The following is a 21,904-nucleotide window of genomic DNA, read 5'->3' on the forward strand; positions in this document are numbered from 1 at the left end:
GCCCAGCCCGATGCGCGCAACGGCAATCCAGACCGACGCGGTCGCCGGGGCGCGCCCCGCCGCCGCTTTCGCGGCCGTCCGCAGCAGCGCGATCTGTCCGCGATAGGCGCGGCATCCGCTGCAGGTCGGCAAATGCACGTGCACCTGCAGGCGCTCGTGCAGCGTCAGAGGCCGATCGAGCGCATCCGACAGCAGTCGTGTCACGTCAGTACATTTCCCCGGCAGCATCTTCGGTCGTCAGTCCTTTTTCGCTCAGGCAGGTGCGCAGGCGCGTGCGCGCCCGGTACAGCAGCACGCTGCAATGGTTGGTCGTCAGCGTCAATTCGCTGCAGATATCCGCAATCTCGACATCCAGGAATTCGCGCATCATGAACACGCGTCCGATCTGCTCCGGCAGATGATCGAGGCACGCCTGGAACAACATCCAGAACTGCTGCTGCTGCAACAGCGTTTCAGGCTTCGGCCACGGCCGCGGTTTCGCATGCGCGGCCCAGTGCCCGTTGTCCTTGAACAGTTCGCGATCGAGCACGGATTCGCCGTCGAGCTCCGCATCGAGCGCGCTCAGGCTCACCATCCGCTGCCGTGCGCGCAGCACGTCGATCAGCTTGTTGCGCAGGATGCCGAACACCCAGGTCTTGTGGGCCGACAGCCCGGCGAACTCGCCGGCATGCGACCACGCGGCCGCCAGCGCTTCCTGCACGGCGTCTTCGGCCGCGTCGGCATCGCGGAGCTGGAGTCGCGCGAAGCGCAGCAGGTCGTGCCGCAGTCGTGCGAGATAGGCGGGGTCGTCGTATGCGGATGGCATGTCTGGATGGCAGTGTGTCGAAGCGGTCGCGCGTGTGCGTCACGGAGCGGACGCATCGCGGTGCGAGCAGTTTACTGGGTGCGATGCCCGCCTGCAATGCAATGTTCCGTCACGAATTCACGGAACCGGCCTTCGCGCTGCGCTATCCTTGCCGAACCCTGTCTCGCGCGGCGACGACGCTGCGCGGCGGGTAATCTGTAACGTCGGAACATAACGGTCGAGTTATCCACAATTTCTGTGGAAAACCTTGTGGAAAGTCGGCCGGACGGCCCCGTGGGACGGCTCGCGGGCTGGCTTGCCTATAAACAGACCTTTGTCGCCCGTTCGGAAGCAATCGATCCGATTCCTCACTCACCGGAAGGAGAATGCCATGTCCTATCGTATTGCGGTCATCGTCGGCAGCCTGCGTCGTGCTTCGACGAACCGTGCGCTCGCGCACGCCGTGATCTCGCTCGCCCCCGCCGATTTTTCGTTCGAGTTCGTCGAGATCGGCGAACTGCCGCTGTACAGCCAGGACTACGACGCGGATTTCCCGGAAGTCGCGAAACGCTTCAAGCAGTCCATCGAAGCCGCCGACGCGCTGCTGTTCGTCACGCCCGAATACAACCGGTCGATTCCCGGCGTGCTGAAGAACGCGCTCGACTGGGGTTCGCGCCCGTGGGGTTCCAACTCGTGGTCGGGCAAGCCGGGCGCGGTGCTCGGCACGTCGCCGGGCGCGGTGGGTACCGCGCTCGCGCAGCAGCACCTGCGCAACGTGCTCGCGTACCTCGACGTGAAGACGCTCGGCCAGCCCGAGATGTTCATCAAGCACGATCCGGCGCGCATCGACGATCAGGGGCAGATCGTCAGCGAGGACACCCGCAAGTTCCTGCAGGGCTTCGTCGATCGCTACGCGAGCTGGGTGCGCCTGCTGAAATCGGCGTGATGGCGTCGGCCTGATCGTCACGCCCGTTCTCGGCGCCGCCGCCGGTGCCGGCCCGCACGCGGCGGGTCACGCGCCGGCGTGTCGTGCGTCGCGCGCTTCGCGGATGCGCAGTAGGATCTCGTCGAGCAGCGCGATATCGAACGGCTTCGACAGCACGCGGACGTTGACGGTGCGCGTGCGGTCGAGCTCCTCCGCATAACCCGTGACGAGAATCACGGGCAGCCTTTCCGGCCGCTGCTCGATCGCTTCGGCCAGGTCGATGCCGTTCAGGCGGCCCGGCATGTGGATGTCCGAAATGACGAGGTCGAATGCGTCGTTCGCGGCGGCGCCTTCGATCAGGCGCAACGCGTCGTCGGCGGTGGGCGCATAGGTCACGCGATGACCGAGCAGCGACAGCAACGCTTCCGTGCCGGCCGCGACTTCGCCGTTGTCCTCGACGAGCAGCACGTGCAGGCCGGCGGCCGCGCCGCTGCCCGCATCGTGCGTGCCGGCCGCCGGCCGCGCGACGACGTCCTCGGCACGCGCGCGCGGCAAGTACAGGCGCACCGACGTACCGGCGCCGACCGCGCTGTCGATCGTCGCGAGGCCGCCCGAGCGTTCGCAGAACGCGAATACCTGCGGCAGGCCGAGCCCCGTCCCCATCCCCTGCGCCTTCGTCGTGAACAGCGGTTCGAAGGCGCGCGCGAGTACCTCGGGCGCCATGCCCGAGCCGGTGTCGTCGAGCGAGATCTGCACGAAGTCGCCCGTCAGCGGGAAGCCGTCCTCGCGGCGCAGCGTGACGTTGCGTGCGCCGACCGTGAAGCGTCCGCCGGTCGACATCGCGTCGCGCGCGTTGACCGCGAGGTTGATCACCGCGAGCTCGAGCTCCGCGACATCGACGCGGATCGGCCAGACGCCCGGCTCGATCGCGACGACCAGCGACGACTTCGACCCGAGCGACGTCTTCAGCAGCTCGCGGCACGTGCCGACCCATTGCCCGACGTCGATCGTCTCGTTGTGCAGCGGCTGCTTGCGCGCGACGCCGAGCAACTGGCGCGTGAGCGACTGCCCGTTCTTCAGCGCGCGTTCGATCGCGCCGAGTTCCTTGTCGAGATGCTGGACGCCGCGCCGCCGCGCGATCTGCACGTTGCTCGAGATGATCATCAGCAGGTTGTTGAAGTCGTGCGCGACGCTGCCGACGAGATTGCCGAGCGCCTGCATCTTGCGCGACTGCCGGTACGCCGATTCGATCGAGCGCCGCATCGACGCTTCGGCCTGCCAGCGGTCCCACGCCTCCTCTTCCGCCTTCAGCCGCTTCAGCGACAGCCAGATCACGGACCACAGCGCGACCGACGGTGCGAACATCGAGATGAACAACACGCTCAGGTGTTCGTACCATTCATGCCAGATCGCCGACGTGCGGTATGCGCACGTCACGTAGACGGGGTAGCTGCCGACCTGGCGATACGCGACGATCTCGCTGCTTCCGCCGTCGTGGCGCACGCGTACGACGCCCGCGCGCGGATCGTTGCGCGCATTGCCGAACGTGTCGGAGCGATCGGTGTGCGCCAGCGCCGGCGGCGGCGGATACGACGCGATCACCGCGCCGTCCGAACGCGCGAGCGCCATCGTCATCGGCGTGTTCGCGCCGCCGAGCAGGTCGCGATAGAACGCGTTGAAATACGACGACTTCAGCGCGATCGACACCATGCCGGCGAACGAACCGTCGCTGTGGCGTCGCGCGACGCCCGTGTTGAAGACGGGAATGTTCTCGAGCTTGAGCGGCCCCATCATCAGCCGCGAGATGTGTTCGATGACCTTGCCGTCGCGGATGCCGGCGAAGTCGTCGCGGTTCGCGATCGATGCGTACGGCGCCGGATAGTAGAGGCTGTTGGCGAGCAGCATCCCGCTCGCGCCGAAGATCGACACGGCGGCCACCTGCGGATAGCCGCCGCCGATCGTGTTCAGCGCTTCGTGGATGTCGGATTCCCGGCTGCGCACGGCCGCGTCATCCATGTCCTGCACGAGATCGACGATGCGCGCGTCGAGCGTTTCGCTCAGGTCGAACACCTTGAGCGCGTGCTCCTCGGCGACGCGCACCGTGCGCATCGTCACGTCGCTCGCGGCGGCCTCGCGCGCCTTCAGGTCGTTGTACGCCATCACCGTCACGTAGATGCACGGCAGCACGATCGCCGCGACGAGCAGCACGATCAGCGTCACGCGGCGCACCGCGAAATCGTGTTCGGGGGCGCCGGCCGCGTAATTGCCGTCGTCCTGCCAGTCGTCGGCGGGAAGGGGGGCGGAGGCGCGGGAGTCGGCAGGCCGTTCGGACGTCATCGAGGAAAGCGGGTGAGGCAGAGGTGCCTGCCATCATAAACGAGTTGCGTCAGCCCGCCGTGCGGCGCCGCACGAGCGCAATCCTGTCGTCCATGACAGAGATAAACCGTCGAATTGAAAACGCGACGAATCCGGCAGCGCAAACGTACACAAGGAAAAATTTTGCGTGCTTATCTTGAAAATGGTCGCGGCTGTTTTCGGAATGGCGTGCGATCGAATCGATTTTGTTCGAAATGGTGAAATTGGCGAGTTGCATCGCCTCCGGTTTACTCCGAGAATCGCGCCTTGCTTTCCCTATGACAGATATATGCGCCCGCCGGCAATGCCGCGCGGTGCGTCGCGCGCACCTGCGTCGCGATGCCCGTGCGCGGCCGCAAGGCGGCTGCCCGCGCCCGAAACGCATGGCACCTAAAGAAGTGCGCCGCGCGGTCGTTAACGCGAGAGAGACCATTCCGTATACCGCATCTCCCCATGCCTTTGCCGATTGTAATTGCCGACGATTCGCTGCTCGCTCGCAAACTTCTGACAAAGGCGCTGCCGGGAGACTGGGACGTTGACGTCGCGTATGCAGCGAATGGTCGCGAGGCCTTGGCGCTCTATCGTGACGGCAAAGCTTCCGTGATGTTTCTGGACCTGACGATGCCCGACATGAGCGGATATCAGGTCCTTGAAACACTGCGCCACGAAGACCTGAACACGTTCGTGATCGTGGTATCCGCCGATATCCAGCCGCAGGCGCAAGCACGCGTGCGTGAATTGGGCGCGATCGCATTCGTTGCCAAGCCCGTGACGTCGGAGGCATTGCTGCCCATTCTCAAGGAGTATGGGTTGTATGCCTGACTCGGTGTTCACGGCGGAGCAACGCGACGCGTTGCAGGAGATCGCCAACCTTGCAATGGGCCGCGCCGCCGCGCGGCTGGCGTTGCTGCTCGGGCATTTCATCGAGCTGTCGGTGCCGCGCGTGCGCGTCGTGAAAGCGGCCGACGCGGGCGACGCGCTGCGCGAGATGACGGGCATCCACGACAACGTGACCGCCGTGCGCCAGGGCTTCCGTTCCGACATCAAGGGCGAGGCGATCGTGCTGTGCCGCACGGCGGGCGTCGCGCGGCTCATGTCGGTCGTCGACCGCACCTTCGGCGACGGCGTGTACGGCGGGATGGCGACGCCGGACGAGCTCGTGTTCGACGTCGCGAACGTGCTGATGGGCGCCTGCGTCTCGTCGATCCTCGACGAACTCGGCCGCAAGCCCGTGTTCTTCCCGCCGGGGCTGCTCGGCGCGAACGTGTCGTTCGACGACGTCTTCCAGCCGAACGAGCTCGCGTGGAGCGTCGCGCTGCTGCTCGAGGTGAACTTCGGGCTCGAGGACCACACGTTTCGCGCGCATTTCGTGATGCTGATGGCCGAGGATTCGATCCGGCTGATGGGCGACGCGCTCGACGCGTTGCTGTCCGCGCTATGACGGCCGCCGCCCCGTCGCTGAGCGACCTCGTGATCGAGCGGGTCGGCTTCGGCCTGTTCGTGCTCGATCGTTCGATGACCGTACTGATGTGGAATCGCTTCATGCAGGACCACAGCGGCATCCCCGCCGCCGACGTGATCGGCCGCAACCTGTTCGACCGCTTTCCCGACCTGCCGCGCGCGTGGCTGTCGCGCAAGCTCGAAAGCGTGTTCCAGCTCGGCAGCTTCGCGTTCAGCTCGTGGGAGCAGCGGCCCTACCTGTTCCGCTTCGAGCACGACCGGCCGATCACGGGCGGCGTCGATTACATGCAGCAGGACTGCACGTTCATGCCGCTCACGCGCGGTCGCGACGTCGAGGCCGTGTGCGTGACGATCTCGGACGTCACGCATGTGAGCGTGATGCAAAGAGAGCGCGAGGAAGCGGTCGCGAAGCTGCGCGAACACGCGAATCGCGACGGGCTGACCGGCATCGCGAACCGGCGCTTCTTCGAGGCGCGGCTCGGCGACGAATTCGCGCGCTGGCAGCGCTACGGCGGCGACCTGTCGGTGCTGCTGTTCGACCTCGACCACTTCAAGACGATCAACGATCGCTTCGGGCATGCGGCGGGTGACGCCGTGCTGCGCGAGACGGCGCGCCGCGTCGCGTCGATCGTGCGTGCGCAGGATACGTTCGGCCGGTTCGGCGGCGAGGAATTCGCGCTGCTGCTGCCGTGCACGAATCTCGAGGAGGCGATGCGGGTGGCCGACAAGGTGCGCGACGCGATCGGCGGCATGCCGGTCGATGCCGAAGGCGTGAGCGTGCCGGTCACGGCGAGCGTCGGCGCCGCGTGCGCGAAAGCCGGCGCGCCGACCTGCGACGTACTCGTCAACGAGGCCGACGCCGCGCTCTATCGTGCGAAGCGGCTCGGGCGCGATCGGTCGGTCGCGTACGCCTGACCGAGCGCGCCTGCGCCGCTCAGCTTTTCGCGATGTCGACGAGCACGCCGGCGAGCACCGCCGGCTGCGACACGAACGGCGAGTGGCTGCTGTCGAGCTGGTGCACGCGGGTGGGGTTGCCGGGCGCGAACGCGTCGGCTTCGTCGATGAAGCGCTGCTGCAGCGCGGGCAGGATCACGCGGTCCTGCAGGCACTTGATGTAGTGACGGTCGATCGCACCCCAGCGTGCGGCGGTCGTCGGAATCGCGGTCGCGAACGGCGCGGCCGGCACGTCGCAGCTCATCAGGTTCGCGACCGCGTCGAAGTCGGCCTGCGGCACGTCTTCGTACAGCGCGCGCTTCATCAGTTCGCGATACGCGGCGTCGCCGCTGTGCGGATCGACGCGCAGCGCGCCGGCCACGCGCGGGCTCGCGAGCATCAGCGGGGCGAGCAGCTCGCCCTTGTTTTCCGGCGCGCGCACGTAGTCGAGGCCCGGCACGCCCGATGCGGGCATGAAGGCCGCGAGATAGACGATCTTCGCGATCTTCTCCGGTGCACGTTCGGCCGCCGCCGTGATCGCGAGGCCGCCCATGCTGTGGCCGACCAGCACGACCTGGCCGCGGCCGAGCGCGTACGCGTCGTCGACGGCCTGCATCACCTGCGTCGCGTAGTCGTCGAGCGTCGTGTTCGCGACCGGCGACGGCTCGGCGCCGAATGCGTCCTTGTCGAGCGGCCGTGCGAGATACGACGCGGGAAAGCGCGCATGGATGCCGTGCGCGGGCAGGTCGCGCGCGATCGACAGATAGCCGCGCGCGGCCAGCGCGGCCGCCACGTGGGCGTAGCACCACGCGCCATGCCACGCGCCGTGCACGAGCACGAAGACGGGATGGTCGGACTGCGGGGTGGCGGTGTCGTTCGTCTCCATGGTGTCCGTGTTTTTTCGAGAAAGGTGTCATCTTAGACGAACCGGCCGGCCTCCAGACGCGCGATCGAAAGGCGCGTTTCGTGGCCGGCAACGATTCGTCCCTTTGTGTCGCGCAGGCCACATTTCGTTCGGATCCGATTTGAATTTGGGCCGAAGCGCGCTAATTTGTTGCTTTACCTGCGATTGCGCCCCATGAACGTCGACTATCTCTTCTACCGGAAGCCGAACAAACCGGGCCCCTATTCGCTCGACGACCTGGGCGACATCGCGCCGCCGATCGGCCCGGGCGACCAGGTGCGCGCAGGCATCGCGCGCGTGTTCGAGCAGATCGACTGGCAGGAATCGCCCGACGTGCCGGGCGCGTGGTTCGGTACGGGCGGCGCGGTTTTCCAGTTCACCGCCGAGCCCGACGGCCGCGTGACGAGCTTCATGGGCTCGCGCCTCGAGCGCCGCTCGATGCTGCAGCTCACGCGCGAAATGGGGCTCATTGCACTCGATCTGCAGCGCGACATCGTCTACGGCTGACGCGCGGCGCGGCGTCCATCCGCCCGGGCCGGCCGCACCGGCCTCTCGACGGCGCGCGACGCCCCGCCAGACGTGGCGCGTGTCCGCCATCGAACTTCAAAGATTGCTATACTTTCGCCCAATTCCGGCTTCCGGCCGGTAATTTGTGCCTGTCTGCGTCGATCGTTCGCATATCTCGCACGCATCGACGCCCTGACCATCCCAGCCGGGCATGGCTTCTTCAATCGCCCCGCGTGGGTGTCTCCGTGGAGCTCGTCTTGGCCGTTTCCCCTTCCGTCGTGGACGAACAAGAAACCGACGCCGCTGCCGTCACATCGGGCAGTTCCTTCTATCTGGCGATGCGCATCCTGCCAGCCGTGCAGCGCGATGCGATGTTCCAGGTCTACGCGTTTTGCCGCGCGGTCGACGACATCGCCGACAGCGACCTGCCGCGCGCCGAGCGCAACGCGGGCCTCGATCGCTGGCGCGCGGACATCGACGCGTGCTTCGCCGGCCGCCCGCCGCGCCACCTGGCCGCGCTCGATCGCGAGATCCGCGCGTTCAATCTGCAGCGCGACGATTTCCACGCGATGATCGACGGGATGGCGATGGACGCGGCGGAAGACATCTGCGCGCCCGACGAGCCGACGCTCGACCTCTTCTGCGACCGCGTGGCGAGCGCCGCGGGCCGGCTGTCGGTGAGGATTTTCGGGATGCCGGAAGCCGAAGGGATCACGCTGTCGCACCACCTCGGCCGCGCGCTGCAATTGACGAACATCCTGCGCGACATCGACGACGACGCGGCGATCAACCGGTGCTACCTGCCGCGCGAGCTGCTCGCGCGCGAAGGCATCGCGATCACCGATCCGGCGACGATCGTGCGCGATCCGGCGCTGCCGCGCGTGTGCGCGACGCTCGTCGAGCGCGCGCTCGAGCACTTCCGCCAGGCCGACGCGGTGATGGATACCTGCCCGCGTGCGCAGGTGAAGGCGCCGCGCATCATGTCGGGCGCGTATCGCTGCATTCTCGACGCCGCGATCGCACGCGGCTTTGCCGCGCCGCGCGCGCCGCTGCGCAAGCCGAAGGCGCGCATGCTGATGATCGCCGCGCGCTACGCGCTGTTCTGAGTCGACCGACGCGATGCCCAGAACCGTCCACGTGATCGGCGCAGGACTCGCGGGCCTGTCGGCCGCGGTCGAGCTGCAACGCCGCGGGCGGCGCATCGTGCTGCACGACGCGCACGCGCACGCGGGCGGCCGCTGCCGTTCGTGGTTCGACGGGACGCTGAACACGACGCTCGACAGCGGGCTGCACACGGTGTTCGCGGGACAGCCCGCGACGCAGCGCTACCTGCGCGCGATCGGCGCGGCCGATCAGCTCGCCGGGCCCGCGCTGGCCGAATTTCCGGTCATGGACATCGCGTCGCAGCAGCGCTGGACGCTGCGCTTCGGCAACGGCCGCTGGCCGTCGTGGCTGTTCGATGCCGCGTCGCGCGCACCGGGCACGACGCCGCTCGACTACCTCGCGCTTGCCCCGCTCGCGTTCGCCCGCACGGGCCGCTCGCTTGCGCAGACGATGCGATGCGACGGCGTGCTGTGGGACCGCTGGCTGCGGCCGTTTTTCCTCGGGGTGCTGAATATCGAGCCGCGCCACGCGAGCGCCGAGCTTGCGCGCGCCGCGCTGTGCGGCACGTTTGCCGCGGGCGGCCCCGGCTGCCGTCCGCTCGTCGCGCGCCGCGGGCTCGGCAGCGCGTTCGTCGAACCGGCGCTGCGGATGCTGCAGTACGGCGGCGCGCAGATCCGGCTGAATTCGCGGCTCGACGCGTTCGAATTCGGCGCGCACGGCAATGCGGTCGATGCGGTGTCGATCGGCGGCGAGCGCATCGACCTCGCGCCGGGCGACGCGGTCGTGCTGGCCGTGCCGCCCGAGGTCGCGCAGCCGCTCGTGCCCGAACTCGCCGCGCCCGACACGTTCAGCGCGGTCGTGACCGCGTATTTCGCGGCCGAAGCGTCGGCCGGCACTCCGCTGCAGACGACCGTCGTCAACGGCGTCGTCGACGCGGTGCGAACGGGCGACGGCCCGCTCGCCGCGACGATCCGCGATGCGGGCCGCTGGCTCGACATGCCGCGCGACACGCTCGCGCGGCGCATCTGGGAAGACGTCGCGCGCGTGACCGGCGCAAACCCGGAAACCACCCCCGCGTGGCAGCTCGTCGTCGAGCCGCGCGCGGGCTTTGCGGCGGTGCCGTCGCAGGAAATGAAACGTCCGGCCGTGCGTACGCGCTGGACCAATCTTGTACTCGCGGGCGACTGGGTTGCCACCGGCTTGCCCGCCACGATCGAGGGCGCGATCCGTTCCGGCCAGCTGGCCGCGGACGTGCTCCAGACGCAATAACGAGAGGGACCGATGAACGATCTCACCGAAATGGCTACCTTGTCCGCCGGCGCCGTGCCGGCCGGCGTCGACGCCGCCGTCGCGCGGGCGACCGACGCGCTGCTGGCCGCGCAGCAACCGGACGGACACTGGGTCTACGAACTCGAGGCGGATTCGACGATTCCCGCCGAATACGTGCTGCTCGTCCACTATCTTGGCGAGACGCCGAACCTCGAGCTCGAACAGAAGATCGGCAAGTATCTGCGCCGCATCCAGCAGGCCGACGGCGGCTGGCCGCTGTTTACCGACGGCGCGCCGAACATCAGCGCGAGCGTGAAGGCGTATTTCGCGCTGAAGGTGATCGGCGACGACGAGAATGCCGAGCACATGCAGCGCGCGCGCCGCGCGATCCACGCGATGGGCGGCGCCGAGATGTCGAACGTGTTCACGCGCATCCAGCTCGCGCTGTACGGTGCGATTCCGTGGCGCGCGGTGCCGATGATGCCGGTCGAGATCATGCTGCTGCCGCAATGGTTCCCGTTCCACCTGTCGAAGGTGTCGTACTGGGCGCGCACCGTGATCGTGCCGCTGCTCGTGCTGAACGCGAAGCGCCCGCTCGCGAAGAACCCGCGCGGCGTGCGCATCGACGAGCTGTTCATCGATCCGCCCGTCAACGCCGGGCTGCTGCCGCGCCAGGGGCATCAGAGCCCCGGCTGGTTCGCGTTCTTCCGCGTGGTCGACCATGCGCTGCGCGCGGTCGACGGCCTGTTCCCGAGCTATACGCGTGAACGCGCGATCCGTCAGGCCGTGTCGTTCGTCGACGAGCGCCTGAACGGCGAGGACGGCCTCGGCGCGATCTATCCGGCGATGGCCAACGCGGTGATGATGTACGACGTGCTCGGCTACGCGGAAGATCATCCGAATCGGGCACTCGCACGCAAGTCGGTCGAGAAGCTGCTCGTCGTGCACGACGACGAAGCGTATTGCCAGCCCTGCCTGTCTCCCGTGTGGGATACGTCGCTCGTCGCGCATGCGCTGCTCGAAACCGGCGATGCGCGTGCGCAGGAAGCCGTGTTGCGCGGCCTCGAATGGCTGCGCCCGCTGCAGATCCTCGACGTGCGCGGCGACTGGATCTCGCGCCGCCCGAACGTGCGGCCCGGCGGCTGGGCGTTCCAGTACGCGAACGCGCACTACCCGGACGTCGACGATACGGCCGTGGTCGTGATGGCGATGGATCGCGCGCAGAAGCTCACGCAGTCGGACACGTATCGCGATTCGATGGCGCGCGCGCGCGAATGGGTCGTCGGCATGCAGAGCAGCGACGGCGGCTGGGGCGCGTTCGAACCGGAAAACACGCAGTACTACCTGAACAACATCCCGTTCTCGGATCACGGCGCGCTGCTCGATCCGCCGACGGCCGACGTGTCGGGCCGCTGCCTGTCGATGCTGTCTCAGCTCGGCGAAACGCCGCTGAACAGCGAGCCGGCCCGCCGCGCGCTCGACTACATGCTGAAGGAACAGGAGCCGGACGGCAGCTGGTATGGCCGCTGGGGGATGAACTACGTGTACGGCACGTGGACCGCGCTGTGCTCGCTGAACGCGGCCGGCCTGACGCCGGACGACCCGCGCATGAAGCGCGGGGCGCAGTGGCTGCTGTCGATCCAGAACAAGGACGGCGGCTGGGGCGAGGACGGCGACAGCTACAAGCTGAACTACCGCGGCTACGAGCAGGCGCCGAGCACGGCATCGCAGACGGCCTGGGCGCTGCTCGGCCTGATGGCGGCCGGCGAAGTGAACAACCCGGCCGTCGCGCGCGGCGTCGAGTACCTGGTCGCCCGGCAGAACGAAGAGGGCCTGTGGGACGAGACGCGCTTCACGGCGACGGGCTTCCCGCGCGTGTTCTACCTGCGCTATCACGGCTATCGCAAGTTCTTCCCGCTGTGGGCGCTGGCGCGCTACCGCAACCTGAAGCGCGCGAATGCGACGCGCGTGACGGTCGGGATGTAACGCGTGGCGACGACGCAGCACAACGGCGCGTTGCCCGTCATCGCCGTCACGGGGATGGCGTTCGAGGCGCGCATCGCGCGCGGCGACGGCGTCGAAGCCGTGTTCGCCGCGCGGGCCGACCGGCTCGAGCGCGCACTGACCGAAGCGACCGCGCGCGGGTGCGCGGGCATCGTCAGCTTCGGCACGGCAGGTGGGCTCGCGCCGGATCTCGTGCCCGGTGCGCTCGTGATCGCGAATGCGATCGACGGGCCGTTCGGCCGCGTGCAGACCGACGTGGGCTGGAGCACGCGGCTCGTCGCCGCACTGCACGACACGCCGGTGTGGGCGCGCGTCACGCGCGGCACGATCGCGGCCGTCGGCGCGCCGGTCGTCAGCGAACAGGACAAGGCGTCGCTGCATCGCGCGAAGGGCGCGCTGGCCGTCGACATGGAGTCGCACATCGCGGCGGCTTTCGCCGCCGCGCGCGGCGTGCCGTTCGCGGTGTGCCGCGCGATCGTCGATCCGGCGTGGCGCACGTTGCCGAGTGCGGCGACGGCGGGCCTGCGCGACGACGGCAGCACGGCGATCCTGCCGATCCTGCGCGAGCTGCTGAAGCAGCCGTCGCAGCTCGGGCCGCTGCTGCAGGTCGCCGGCGACGCGCGCGCGGCGCGCACGACCCTGATCCAGGCGCGCCACGCGTTCGAGCGGGCGGGCGCGATGCGGATCGTTTGAGCGGCACGCGCCGCTGCCCTCTTCCCCGCTTTTCGGTTCGCTGTTTCGTCGTTTCGCGCGGATAAAAAAAGAGCGCTGCATCGTGCAGCGCTCTTTGTTTTGGCGCGGCCGCCGTTGCGGCGTTACTGCGCGGCCGGGCTGCTCGCGGGCAGCGTCGGCATCGCCGGCGCGATCGGCGCGCCGTTGGCGGCCGGCGCCGTCGTGGCGGCCGACGATGCGGCAGCAGGCGCACTCGCCGGCATCGCATTGTCCGCACCCGGATCGTCGTACTGGGGCAATCCCGGCGCGGCCGGCGCATTGTTCTGCGTGGCGCCCGATGCGCCGCCCGACTCGCCCGGATCCTCGTAGTTCGGCAGCCCCGGCACGGCCGGCGTCGCGGCCGGCACGGCGCCCGATTCGCCCGGTTCGTTGTAGTTCGGCGCCGCGGCCGATGCCGACTGGCCGTGATACGTGAGCGACTTGCGCTGCTGCAGGTACGCATCGCGCACGAACGAATACGGATCGAGCGCGGCCTGCTTCAGCAGGTCGGTCGCGCCGAGCAGGTCCGAGCGCGCGCTGATGAATTGCGCGATGTACATCGGATTGCGCGCGGCCGGCTCGATGTAGTTCAGCAGGTTGAAGCGCACGTCCACCGCGCGGCCGACGCCGTCGCGGATCGTGCTCGGCCCGAACACCGGCAGCACGAGATACGGGCCCGACGGCATGCCCCAGCGCGCCATCGTCAGCCCGAAATCCTGGTGATGCTTCGGCAGCCCGGCCGGCGTCGCGATGTCGATCAGGCCGGCGACGCCGAACAGCGAGTTCATCGCCACGCGCATCAGATCCTGCGTCGCATCGGTGATGCGCAACTGCAGCAGGTTGTTGGCCATGTTGCCGAGATCGCCGAGGTTCGAGAAGAAGTTGCTGATCGCGGTGCGCACCGGCGTCGGCGTGATCTTCTGGTAGCCCTTCGCGATCGGCACCGCGATGTTCGAGTCGACCGTGTCGTTGAACTTGTACATCGCCCGGTTCATCGGCTCGAGCGGGTCGTTGGGATTGCGGTTCGGCCCCGTCGCGCAGCCGGTCAGCATCGCGCTGGCGGCGACGGTCGCCGCAATGATTCGCACCTTATTCATTGATTCCTTGCGATTGGTTCTTGGCGCGTTTGACGCGCGGTTTGCCCATCAGGACGGGCTGGAACACCACGGCGCCGATCAGCGTACAGGTCAGGGCCAGCGCGAGCAGCTTGCCCATGCTCGACGTGCCCGGATGGTGCGACAGCCACAGGCTGCCGAAGGCGGTCGCCGTCGTCGCGGCGCTGAACAGCACGGCGTGCGTGAGACTCGAATGCAGCAGCCCCGTCTGCCCCGCGCGCCACGCCATCACGAAATACACCTTGAACGCGACGCCGACGCCGAGCATCAGCGGCAGCGCGATGATGTTCGCGAAGTTGAGCGACATGCCGAGCACGACGCACATCTCGAGCGTCACGATACCCGACACGAGCAGCGGCACCAGCGTACGCAGCACGTCGCCGAAGCGGCGCAGCGTGACCCACAGCAGGATCGTGATCGAGAGAATCGACCATAGCGCCGCGTGCAGGAACGCGTTGATGATCGTGTCGGCCGAATGCAGGATCGAGATCGGCCCGCCGGTCGCACCCGGTTCCGCGGCCTTCACGGCCTTGGCGAAACGGCGCAGCATCGTGTCGTCGTTCGGGTCGACGCCCTTCGGTACCTTCGGCGAGATCTGCACGAGCGCGTGGCCGTCCGGCGCGACCCAGTCGCGCACGACCTGCGGCGGCAGCGATTCGCGCGTGATGTCCTGCGGCTGCAGCAGCGCGGCGAGCTGGTTGAGCGCGATGCGCAGCGTATCGGAGAACGCACGTTCGGCGCGGTCGCGCGTCGCGCTGTCGGCGGCGGCGAGTTTCGCGAGCGACGCGGACAGGTGCTGCGCGGCCGCGGCGCCCGGGCCCGGATGATCTTCGGCCGCATAGCCGAGCAGGTCGGACACGCGCTTGAGCGCGGCCACGCGTTGCGCGTCGGTCGCGGGCGGTGCGGCGGGTTGCGTCAGCGCGGGCAGCAGCTCGCTCGCGGCCGCGGCGATCGCGACGCGCTTGGCCGGCTGGTCGGCGGGGATGAAGGTCGACAGCGTGGTCGTGCGGCCGACTTCGGGCAGCGCGTCGAGGCGCTTCGCGGCGGCGTCGGCTTCGGCGAGCGACGGCGCGAGCAGCGTGACGTCGTTGACGGCGGCTTGCGGCGAATCCTTCAGTGCGAGCAGCGTCGCCATCGATTCGCTGTTCGGGTCCTTCAGGTGCAGCGGGTTGAAGTCGAAATGCAGGAACGCGAGCAGCGGCAGCGCGCCGATCACGACCGCGAGCGTGCCGATCAGGATCGGCTTGCGATGGCGATCGAGGTAATCGTCGACCGGCGCGAGCCACGGGAAGCCCGGCGTCTTCGATTCGCCCGGCGGCGCGAACAGGCGCAGCAGCGCGGGCAGCAGCGTGAGCGTGGTCAGCAGCGCGACGAACATCCCGACGCCCGCGATCAGGCCGAGCTCGGACACGCCGCGATACGCGGTGGGGATGAACGAGAAGAAGCTTGCCGCGACGGCCGCGGTGGCCAGCGCGAGCGGCATGCCCATCGAGTGCGCGGCGCCGATCAGCGCGTGATCGATGCGCGGATCGCGGAAGCGTTCCTCGCGGTACTTCACGCCGTACTGGATCGAGAAGTCGACGCCGAGGCCGACGAACAGCACCATGAACGCGACCGAGATCATGTTCAGCGAGCCGACCATCGCGAGGCCGAGCGCGGCCGTCACGACGAGGCCGACGAACAGCGTGACGAGCACCGAGCCGATCATCCGCTTCGAGCGCAGCGCGAGCCACAGGATGACGAGCACGGCGAGCAGCGTGAGCGCGCCGTTGAGCGCGGCGCCGTCTTCCACCGATGCGAATTCGTCGTCGGCGAGCGGCTGTTCGCCGGTCAGGCGCACGGCCGCGCCGTAGCGCTTTTCGAGATCGAGCGACCGGGCCGCGTCGCGGATCACCTGGCTCGTTGCCGCACCGGCCTTCAGCGCGCCGTAGTTGACCACCGGCTGCACGGTGACGAACGCGCGCGCGGGCTGCCGAGCGGCGTCGTTGTCGACCAGCGCGCGCCACGAGAACGCGGCCGGCTTGCCGGCCAGCACGTCGTCGACCGTCGCGGCGCTGCGCGCGAGCAGCTTCGCCATCGCCGGCAGCTTCACCTGGCCGGTCAGGAGCGGCTGGCCGAGCGTGGTGGACAGCGTGGTGGCGAGCCCGGTGAGGCTCGGGTTCTTCGCGAATTCGTTGACGAGCGGGCGCGCGCTCGCGAGCTGCGCGGTCGTATCGGCGACCTCCTGCGGCGACAGGAACAGCAGCCCGTTGTGCTCGAAGAACGGCCCGCCGCCCGGTTCGGCGACCTGGCCGATGCGCCCGGCATCGGCATCCTTCTGCAGCGCTTCGGTCAGCGCGTGCGCGGCGGCGGTCGCGAATTCGGGCGCGGGCGCCTCGACGACCGCGAGGATCGTGCCGTTGCGTTGCGGGAACGCCTTGTCGACGGCCCGGCTGAGCGCGGCCCATTGCGGCTCCGCATCGACGAGCTTGCTGATGTCGGTGTTGATCTTGAAATGCTGCGCGACGTAGACGCCGCTGAAGGCGGCGATGACGAGCGACAGGACGACGACCCAGACGGGGCGGCGCACCGACCACGCAACGAGTCGGACGATGAGAGAAGTCACCATGTGGCGGTGGGGAGCGGCTGGCTAGGGCAAAGTAGCCAAGTATACCGGCGCGGCGCGGCGACGGTCGTGACGTTGGGGAGATTCGGGGCGGGAAGGATATTTGCTCGCGGCGTTCGAATCGGGCCGCGCGGCCGGGCCATTTGTATGGAGATACTTACATAATCGGCGCGTCGATGCGTCGGCACGCCGCTGCGCGCCTGTGACAAACGGCGCTGAAAGGTAACAGTCGGTCACCGGGCGGCAACGGGGCGTCAGGCCCGGTATACTTTGCTCCACCGGCCGATGCAAGGAGCCGGCCGTTTTTTCCCATCGAGTGCGAAATTCGTATGAAACGTCATCTGTTTGCTTTCGTCGCGGCGGCCGCCGTGTCGGTTTCCGCTTTCGCGCAGAGCGCGCCGGTCGATGTCGTCCGCACCGCGGTCGAGGGTACCGTCAATGCGATGAAGGCCGATCCGGCCGCGCGCGGCGGTGACATGGCGAAGATCACGCAGGTCGTCGAGCAGCGCTTCCTGCCCGTGACCAACTTCGAGCGCACGACCCGCATCGCGGTCGGCGACGCGTGGAAGCAGGCCACGCCGCAACAGCAGCAGGAGCTGTACAAGCAGTTCCGGTTGCTGATGACGCGCACCTATGCCGCATCGCTCGCGCAGCTCGGCAACCAGGACGCGAAATTCTCGTTCAAGGCCGGCGGCGCGTCGGGCGCCGATGCGCTCGTGCAGTCGACGGTGACGACGCCGGGCGACAGCCAGTCGGTCGGCTATCGCCTCGGCAAGGTCGGCAACGACTGGAAGATCTACGACATCGACATGTCGGGCGCGTGGCTGATCCAGGTCTACCAGGGGCAGTTCAAGAGCCAGCTCGCGACGGGCGGGATCGACGGCCTGATCGCGTATCTGCAGAAACACAATTCGCGGACGAACTGACGGCCGTTGCGCGTCGTTCGGCATGCATGGAAGGCGCCTTCGGGCGCCTTTTCCATTGGTGGGCCGGTCGAGCGGTACAGCGGGTGGCCACTGCGCAATGCCGTGCGCTCGCCCTATCGCCGCCGATGCTCGACCGCGAACTTGATCAGCTCGGCCTGCCCTTCGATCTCCAGCTTGCGTTTCAGGTTGAGCCGGTGCGTCTCGACCGTGCGCACCGACAGCCCCGTCTGTTGCGCGATCTGCTTGCTCGACAGCCCTTCGGCGAGCGCGTCGAGGATGTCGCGCTCGCGCGGCGTCAACCGGTCGAGCGGCGACGCGGTCGCGCTGGCCTGGATCATCCGCGCGGCGAGCCCTTCGCTGAAGAACGTCTGCCCGGCCAGCACCGCACCGATCGCGCGGACGATCTCGCTCGCCGGCGAATCCTTCAGCAGGTAGCCGCTCGCGCCGGCGCGCACCGCCTGCGTCACGTACTCGATGTTGTCGTGCATCGACAGCATCAGCACGCGAATGCCCGGAAAACGCTCGTGGAACACGCCGGCGAGCGTGATGCCGTTCATTCCGTTCATGCCGACGTCCATCAGCGCGAGATCGGGTTCGAGCGAGGCGGCGAGCGCGAGCGCCTCGTCCGCGTTGCCGGCCTCGCCGACCACCGACAGGTCGGCCGCTTCGAGCCGCATCCGCAAGCCGTCGCGCACGAGCGGGTGATCGTCGACGAGCAGCAGTCGGGCGGCGGGCCGGGCGGTATCGGGGGCGCTCATTGGCAAAGGTCTCCGGTTAGGGTGCGCGTGCTCAGGCGGCGGCGCGCCGCAGCGGCACGCGCGCGGCCACGACGGTGTGGCCGACCTGCGACGTGATCGTCAGCGTGCCGCCGAGCGCGTCGAGGCGTTCGCGCATGTTGCGCAGGCCGATGCCGCGGCGTGCGTCGGCCTGCGAGCGTTCGGCGTCGAAGCCGCAGCCGTTGTCGGCGATGGTCAGCGTGACGGATTGCGCGCCGACGTCGAGCGTGACGGCCGCGCGCGACGCCCGCGCATGATGCACGATGTTGCTCAGCGCTTCCTGCGCGATCCGGAACAGCGCGGTATTGACGGCTTCGGGCAGCGGCCGCGAGCCGCTGTGCGCGACCTGCGTATAGCCGATGTCGATGCCGCTTTCGGCGCCGAGCTCGCGGACGAGTTGCTCGAGCGCGGCCGCGAGGCCGAGATCGTCGAGCATCGACGGCCGCAGCGCATGCGAGATGCGCCGGACTTCGCGCAGCGTGTCGCCGAGCCGCGCGACGCCGGACGCGAGCGCCTGCTCGGCCTCGGGCACGCGCGACGTGCCGCGCTCGAAGCGCGCGAGCGCGGATTCGAGCATCAGCTTCGCGGACACCATCATCTGGCTGATCCCGTCGTGCAGTTCGCGCGACAGCCGCGCGCGCTCCTGTTCCTGCGATTCGACGACGCGCTGCGCGAGCTGCTTGAGTTTCGCGTCCGCGCTGCGCGACTCGCTGACGTTCAGCACCAGCGCGCACACGGCGATCGCCGCCGCGCCGGTGAGCGCGATCGCGGTGAGCCAGCTCATCGTGCGTTCGATGTTCGCGGACGCGCGCGCGTCGATGCGCTGCAGCGCGGTGTCGACGTCGTCGAGATAGATGCCGGTGCCGACCATCCAGCCCCAGCGCTCGAGCGCGACGACGTAGCCGAGCTTCGGCGCGACGCGGCCCGTCGACGGCCGCTGCCAGGCGTAGCGCACGTAGCCGCCGCCCTGCGACGCCGCCCCGATCAGCTTCTGGATCGTCAGCGCGCCTTGCGGGTCGCGCATCGACCAGAAGTTGTGGCCGACGCGCTCGGGCTCGCGCGGGTGCATCAGCGAATTGCCGTGCAGGTCGTAGACGAAGAAATAGCCGTCGGGGCCGAAATCCATCTTCTGCAGCATCGCGAGCGCCTGCGTGCGCAGCAGCGCGTCGTCGCGCGCATTGCGGCCGCTCGCGTCGTAGAGCGGCATGATCGCGCTCGTCGCGAGCTCGACGTAGTGTTTCAGCTCGACTTCCTTGCTCGACAGGTACGCAGCCTGGATCGTCGCGTGCTGGGTGCGCGCGAGCGACGTCGCCTGCTGGCGCACGCCGAAGCCGATGCCGGCGATCGCGAGCAGGAACGGCACGATGGCCAGAAGGAAGATCTTTGCCTTGAGTCTCATGGTGGTGCGAAGCGGCCGCGGACCGGTGCGGCCGGCGAGGTACGCCTGGCGAGGCGCGGGCCGGCCGGGCGCTTCGGCGCGCGACAGCGTATCGAGCCGCTATTGTCGGTGATTTTGCATGCGGGCGGCGGCAGCCCGGCGGCCGCCCCGCCGCTGCCCGTGCGCTCAGGCCCGCCGCGATTCGAGTTCGTCCGGCGGCGTGGCCGCCTGCACGACGATGCGGTTGCGCCCGCTTTCCTTCGCCCGGTACAGCGCATCGTCGGCCTGCTTCAGCGCGGCCTGGATGTTGTCGTCGCATTCGGGATAGCTGGTCGTCACGCCGATGCTCACCGTCAGGCGGCCGACCGTGTCGGCGTCGTGCCGGATGCCGAGATCGAGGACGCCCTTGCGGATCGTTTCGGCGATCGTCACCGCGCCTTCGGTGTCGACGTTCGGCAGCACCACCACGAATTCCTCGCCGCCGTAGCGCGCCGCATAGTCGGCCGGGCGGCGCAGGCAGCCGGCGATGCAGCGGCCGACCGCGGCAAGCGCGTCGTCGCCGGCCTGGTGGCCCTGCGTGTCGTTGTAGCGCTTGAAGTAATCGACGTCGATGAACAGCAGCGACAGCGCGTGTTGCGAGCGTGCGGCGCGGCGCCATTCGCGCGCGAGCGTGACGTCGAGCATCCGGCGGTTGTCGAGGCCCGTCAGGCCGTCGGTGCGCGCGAGCGCCTGCAGCTCGGTTTCCGCGCGATGGCGCTTGCGCAACTGCACGTCGAGCAGCAGCGACAGGCCGACGAAGCCGATCGCGAGCACGACCATCGCGGAGCCGATCGGGATCGCCCGGTCGTACCACGCGGCGTAGGTGTCGGCTTCCGAGCGCGCGACCATGACGATGAGCGGCAGGTGGTCGAGGTGCCGGAAGACGTACAGGCGCCGCACGCCGTCGATCGATGCGGTGTCGGCGAAGCTGCCTTCGCTCGCGGTCATGAAGTGCCGGAACGTGCTGGCGCGGCTGATGTCGCGGCCGACGATCCTGGGGTCGTACGGCTCGCGCGCGACCATCCTGCCGTCCGTGTTGATCAGCGCGACCGAACCGCGATCGCCGAGCGACAGCCGCGAGAACAGGTTCTGAAAATATTCGAGCCGGATCGACATCACCGCGACGCCGCCGAACGACCCGTCGGGCCGCGTGATCCGCCGGCTGAGCGCGATGCTCGGCGAGCCGCCGCGCAGCCGCGAATGATACGGATCGCTGATGTACAGGCCGACGTCGGGGTGGTCGCGGTGCACGGTGAAGTACGGCTCGTTGGCGAAGTTGGCCTTGCGCGGCACGTCGCTCTTGCCGTCGACCGCGATGTCGCCCTTCGCGTCGAGCACGTAGATGCCGCCGAGGTACTTGGCCGTCGTCGCGCGGTCGAACAGCACCTGGCGGCGCAGCGGCATCGGCAGCCGGGTGACCTCCGGGTCGTTCGCGCCTTCGACGACCGCCTGCAGCGACAGCGAATAGATCTCGATGTTGCGTTCGATGTCCCACGACGCCATCAGCGCGAGGTTCTGCTGCATGCTGCGCGAGCGGTCGCGCGCGTCGATGCGGCCTTCGTACAGCACGATTGCGCACAGGAGCAGCAGGACGAGCGCGATCGCCAGCCCCGTATAGAAGATCAGGTGCGGCAACAGGAACCGGCGCAGACGTGCGGCGACGCGGCTCGTCCGGCCGGATTCGCTGGGCATTGCGTAGTCGGTTTCTGCCATGGTCCGTGGATCGGGGGCATCGTCGCCGGGCGGCGGGCCGATGCGATTGTTCGTATGACTACCGGTGGCGACCCGGTGCGCGGCCCTTCCCGTGCATGCCTTCCGTTCAGCGGAGAAAACGGGCATCGATTATCGACTATCGCGGCCGGATAAACCGATAAACCCGGTATTCACAGGTAACATCTGCCGCAATTCGACGGTCTGACGAATCGCGCGACGCGAATTCCACGGAGTATAACGCGCGTGTTTGCGTGCGCGGAAAATGTTGCGGCCCGTTGATCAGGGTCAAATTACGGCGTAATCGCGGGCTTGCCAATAATCGGGCGAAACGTTGCTGAGCAAGGCTTTGCGGCGCGGGGGAACGGCGCGCGCGGCATACCGCTGCGGATACCGGT

At 68.5% G+C, this 21,904-nt stretch carries 19 protein-coding genes and 1 pseudogene; 10 read left to right on the forward strand and 10 right to left on the reverse strand.

What is annotated here, in order from left to right; translation table 11 throughout:
• Nucleotides 1-51 precede the first annotated feature (51 nt).
• A pseudogene (locus tag HWX62_RS19230) lies at nt 52-228 on the reverse strand (zf-HC2 domain-containing protein); the annotation flags it as partial.
• Entirely contained in the window at nt 206-805 is a 600-nt protein-coding gene (locus HWX62_RS19235) for an RNA polymerase factor sigma-70 (RefSeq protein WP_175931054.1), read from the reverse strand. The gene HWX62_RS19235 and the pseudogene HWX62_RS19230, both read right to left, overlap by 23 nt.
• A 370-nt stretch (nt 806-1,175) precedes the next feature.
• Here HWX62_RS19235 and HWX62_RS19240 point away from each other — a divergent pair, with 370 nt between their 5' ends.
• Nucleotides 1,176-1,730 (forward strand): NAD(P)H-dependent oxidoreductase, encoded by a 555-nt coding sequence (locus tag HWX62_RS19240; RefSeq protein WP_175931055.1) that lies wholly within the window; start codon nt 1,176-1,178, stop codon nt 1,728-1,730.
• A gap of 66 nt (nt 1,731-1,796) precedes the next feature.
• Here HWX62_RS19240 and HWX62_RS19245 read toward each other — a convergent pair whose 3' ends face one another.
• Entirely contained in the window at nt 1,797-4,046 is a 2,250-nt protein-coding gene (locus HWX62_RS19245) for a hybrid sensor histidine kinase/response regulator (RefSeq protein ID WP_175931056.1), read from the reverse strand.
• 49 nt (nt 4,047-4,095) lie between these two features.
• Nucleotides 4,096-4,302, reverse strand: coding sequence for a hypothetical protein (locus HWX62_RS19250; protein ID WP_175931037.1), 207 nt, complete (start codon nt 4,300-4,302; stop codon nt 4,096-4,098).
• A gap of 215 nt (nt 4,303-4,517) precedes the next feature.
• Between HWX62_RS19250 and HWX62_RS19255 the strand changes: the two genes are divergently transcribed.
• The 3 genes from HWX62_RS19255 to HWX62_RS19265 are packed head-to-tail and all read left to right on the forward strand — an operon-like array spanning nt 4,518 to nt 6,440.
• Nucleotides 4,518-4,886 (forward strand): response regulator, encoded by a 369-nt coding sequence (locus tag HWX62_RS19255; protein WP_011548759.1) that lies wholly within the window; start codon nt 4,518-4,520, stop codon nt 4,884-4,886.
• Nucleotides 4,879-5,505 (forward strand): chemotaxis protein CheC, encoded by a 627-nt coding sequence (locus HWX62_RS19260; protein WP_175931057.1) that lies wholly within the window; start codon nt 4,879-4,881, stop codon nt 5,503-5,505. The genes HWX62_RS19255 and HWX62_RS19260 overlap by 8 nt, the downstream gene beginning before the upstream one ends.
• Nucleotides 5,502-6,440 carry a diguanylate cyclase gene (locus HWX62_RS19265; protein WP_175931058.1) on the forward strand — a complete coding sequence of 313 codons (939 nt, stop codon included), beginning with the start codon at nt 5,502-5,504 and terminating at the stop codon, nt 6,438-6,440. The genes HWX62_RS19260 and HWX62_RS19265 overlap by 4 nt, the downstream gene beginning before the upstream one ends.
• 19 nt (nt 6,441-6,459) lie before the next feature.
• Here the strand turns inward: HWX62_RS19265 and HWX62_RS19270 are convergent, their stop codons facing one another.
• Entirely contained in the window at nt 6,460-7,344 is an 885-nt protein-coding gene (locus HWX62_RS19270) for an alpha/beta fold hydrolase (RefSeq protein ID WP_175931059.1), read from the reverse strand.
• 192 nt (nt 7,345-7,536) lie between these two features.
• On the opposite strand from HWX62_RS19270, the gene HWX62_RS19275 reads away from it, so the two are divergent.
• From HWX62_RS19275 to HWX62_RS19295, 5 genes are all read left to right on the forward strand, one after another.
• Nucleotides 7,537-7,869, forward strand: coding sequence for a hypothetical protein (locus tag HWX62_RS19275; RefSeq protein WP_175931060.1), 333 nt, complete (start codon nt 7,537-7,539; stop codon nt 7,867-7,869).
• A gap of 257 nt (nt 7,870-8,126) precedes the next feature.
• A complete protein-coding gene (gene hpnD, locus HWX62_RS19280; RefSeq protein WP_175931061.1) occupies nt 8,127-8,975 on the forward strand; it encodes a presqualene diphosphate synthase HpnD in 849 nt (282 codons plus the stop codon).
• Between the two features lie 13 nt (nt 8,976-8,988).
• Nucleotides 8,989-10,242, forward strand: a complete 1,254-nt coding sequence (gene hpnE / locus HWX62_RS19285; RefSeq protein WP_175931062.1) for a hydroxysqualene dehydroxylase HpnE — start codon at nt 8,989-8,991, stop codon at nt 10,240-10,242.
• A gap of 12 nt (nt 10,243-10,254) precedes the next feature.
• Nucleotides 10,255-12,228, forward strand: a complete 1,974-nt coding sequence (gene shc / locus HWX62_RS19290; RefSeq protein WP_175931063.1) for a squalene--hopene cyclase — start codon at nt 10,255-10,257, stop codon at nt 12,226-12,228.
• Nucleotides 12,229-12,231: 3 nt separating this feature from the next.
• Nucleotides 12,232-12,939 carry a phosphorylase gene (locus HWX62_RS19295; protein WP_175931064.1) on the forward strand — a complete coding sequence of 236 codons (708 nt, stop codon included), beginning with the start codon at nt 12,232-12,234 and terminating at the stop codon, nt 12,937-12,939.
• 122 nt (nt 12,940-13,061) lie between these two features.
• Here HWX62_RS19295 and HWX62_RS19300 read toward each other — a convergent pair whose 3' ends face one another.
• The gene (locus tag HWX62_RS19300) at nt 13,062-14,054 is read right to left on the reverse strand and encodes a VacJ family lipoprotein (protein ID WP_175931065.1); all 993 of its coding nucleotides are present in this window, start codon (nt 14,052-14,054) and stop codon (nt 13,062-13,064) included.
• The gene (locus HWX62_RS19305) at nt 14,047-16,680 is read right to left on the reverse strand and encodes an MMPL family transporter (protein ID WP_175985210.1); all 2,634 of its coding nucleotides are present in this window, start codon (nt 16,678-16,680) and stop codon (nt 14,047-14,049) included. Before HWX62_RS19305 ends, HWX62_RS19300 begins: the two co-directional genes overlap by 8 nt.
• Nucleotides 16,681-17,006: 326 nt before the next feature.
• Between HWX62_RS19305 and HWX62_RS19310 the strand changes: the two genes are divergently transcribed.
• The gene (locus HWX62_RS19310) at nt 17,007-17,603 is read left to right on the forward strand and encodes an ABC transporter substrate-binding protein (RefSeq protein WP_175931067.1); all 597 of its coding nucleotides are present in this window, start codon (nt 17,007-17,009) and stop codon (nt 17,601-17,603) included.
• 113 nt (nt 17,604-17,716) lie between these two features.
• Here the strand turns inward: HWX62_RS19310 and HWX62_RS19315 are convergent, their stop codons facing one another.
• From HWX62_RS19315 to HWX62_RS19325, 3 genes are all read right to left on the reverse strand, one after another.
• Complete coding sequence (locus HWX62_RS19315; protein WP_006485936.1) at nt 17,717-18,361, reverse strand: response regulator transcription factor; 645 nt, start codon at nt 18,359-18,361, stop codon at nt 17,717-17,719.
• A gap of 31 nt (nt 18,362-18,392) precedes the next feature.
• On the reverse strand, nt 18,393-19,778 hold the full coding sequence (locus tag HWX62_RS19320; protein WP_175931068.1) for a cache domain-containing protein: 1,386 nt from the start codon (nt 19,776-19,778) through the stop codon (nt 18,393-18,395).
• 165 nt (nt 19,779-19,943) lie between these two features.
• Nucleotides 19,944-21,509, reverse strand: coding sequence for a sensor domain-containing diguanylate cyclase (locus tag HWX62_RS19325; protein WP_175931069.1), 1,566 nt, complete (start codon nt 21,507-21,509; stop codon nt 19,944-19,946).
• Nucleotides 21,510-21,904 lie beyond the last annotated feature (395 nt).

The sequence above is a fragment of the Burkholderia sp. BCC0506 genome, from assembly GCF_902833145.1.
Taxonomy (GTDB): Bacteria; Pseudomonadota; Gammaproteobacteria; order Burkholderiales; family Burkholderiaceae; genus Burkholderia.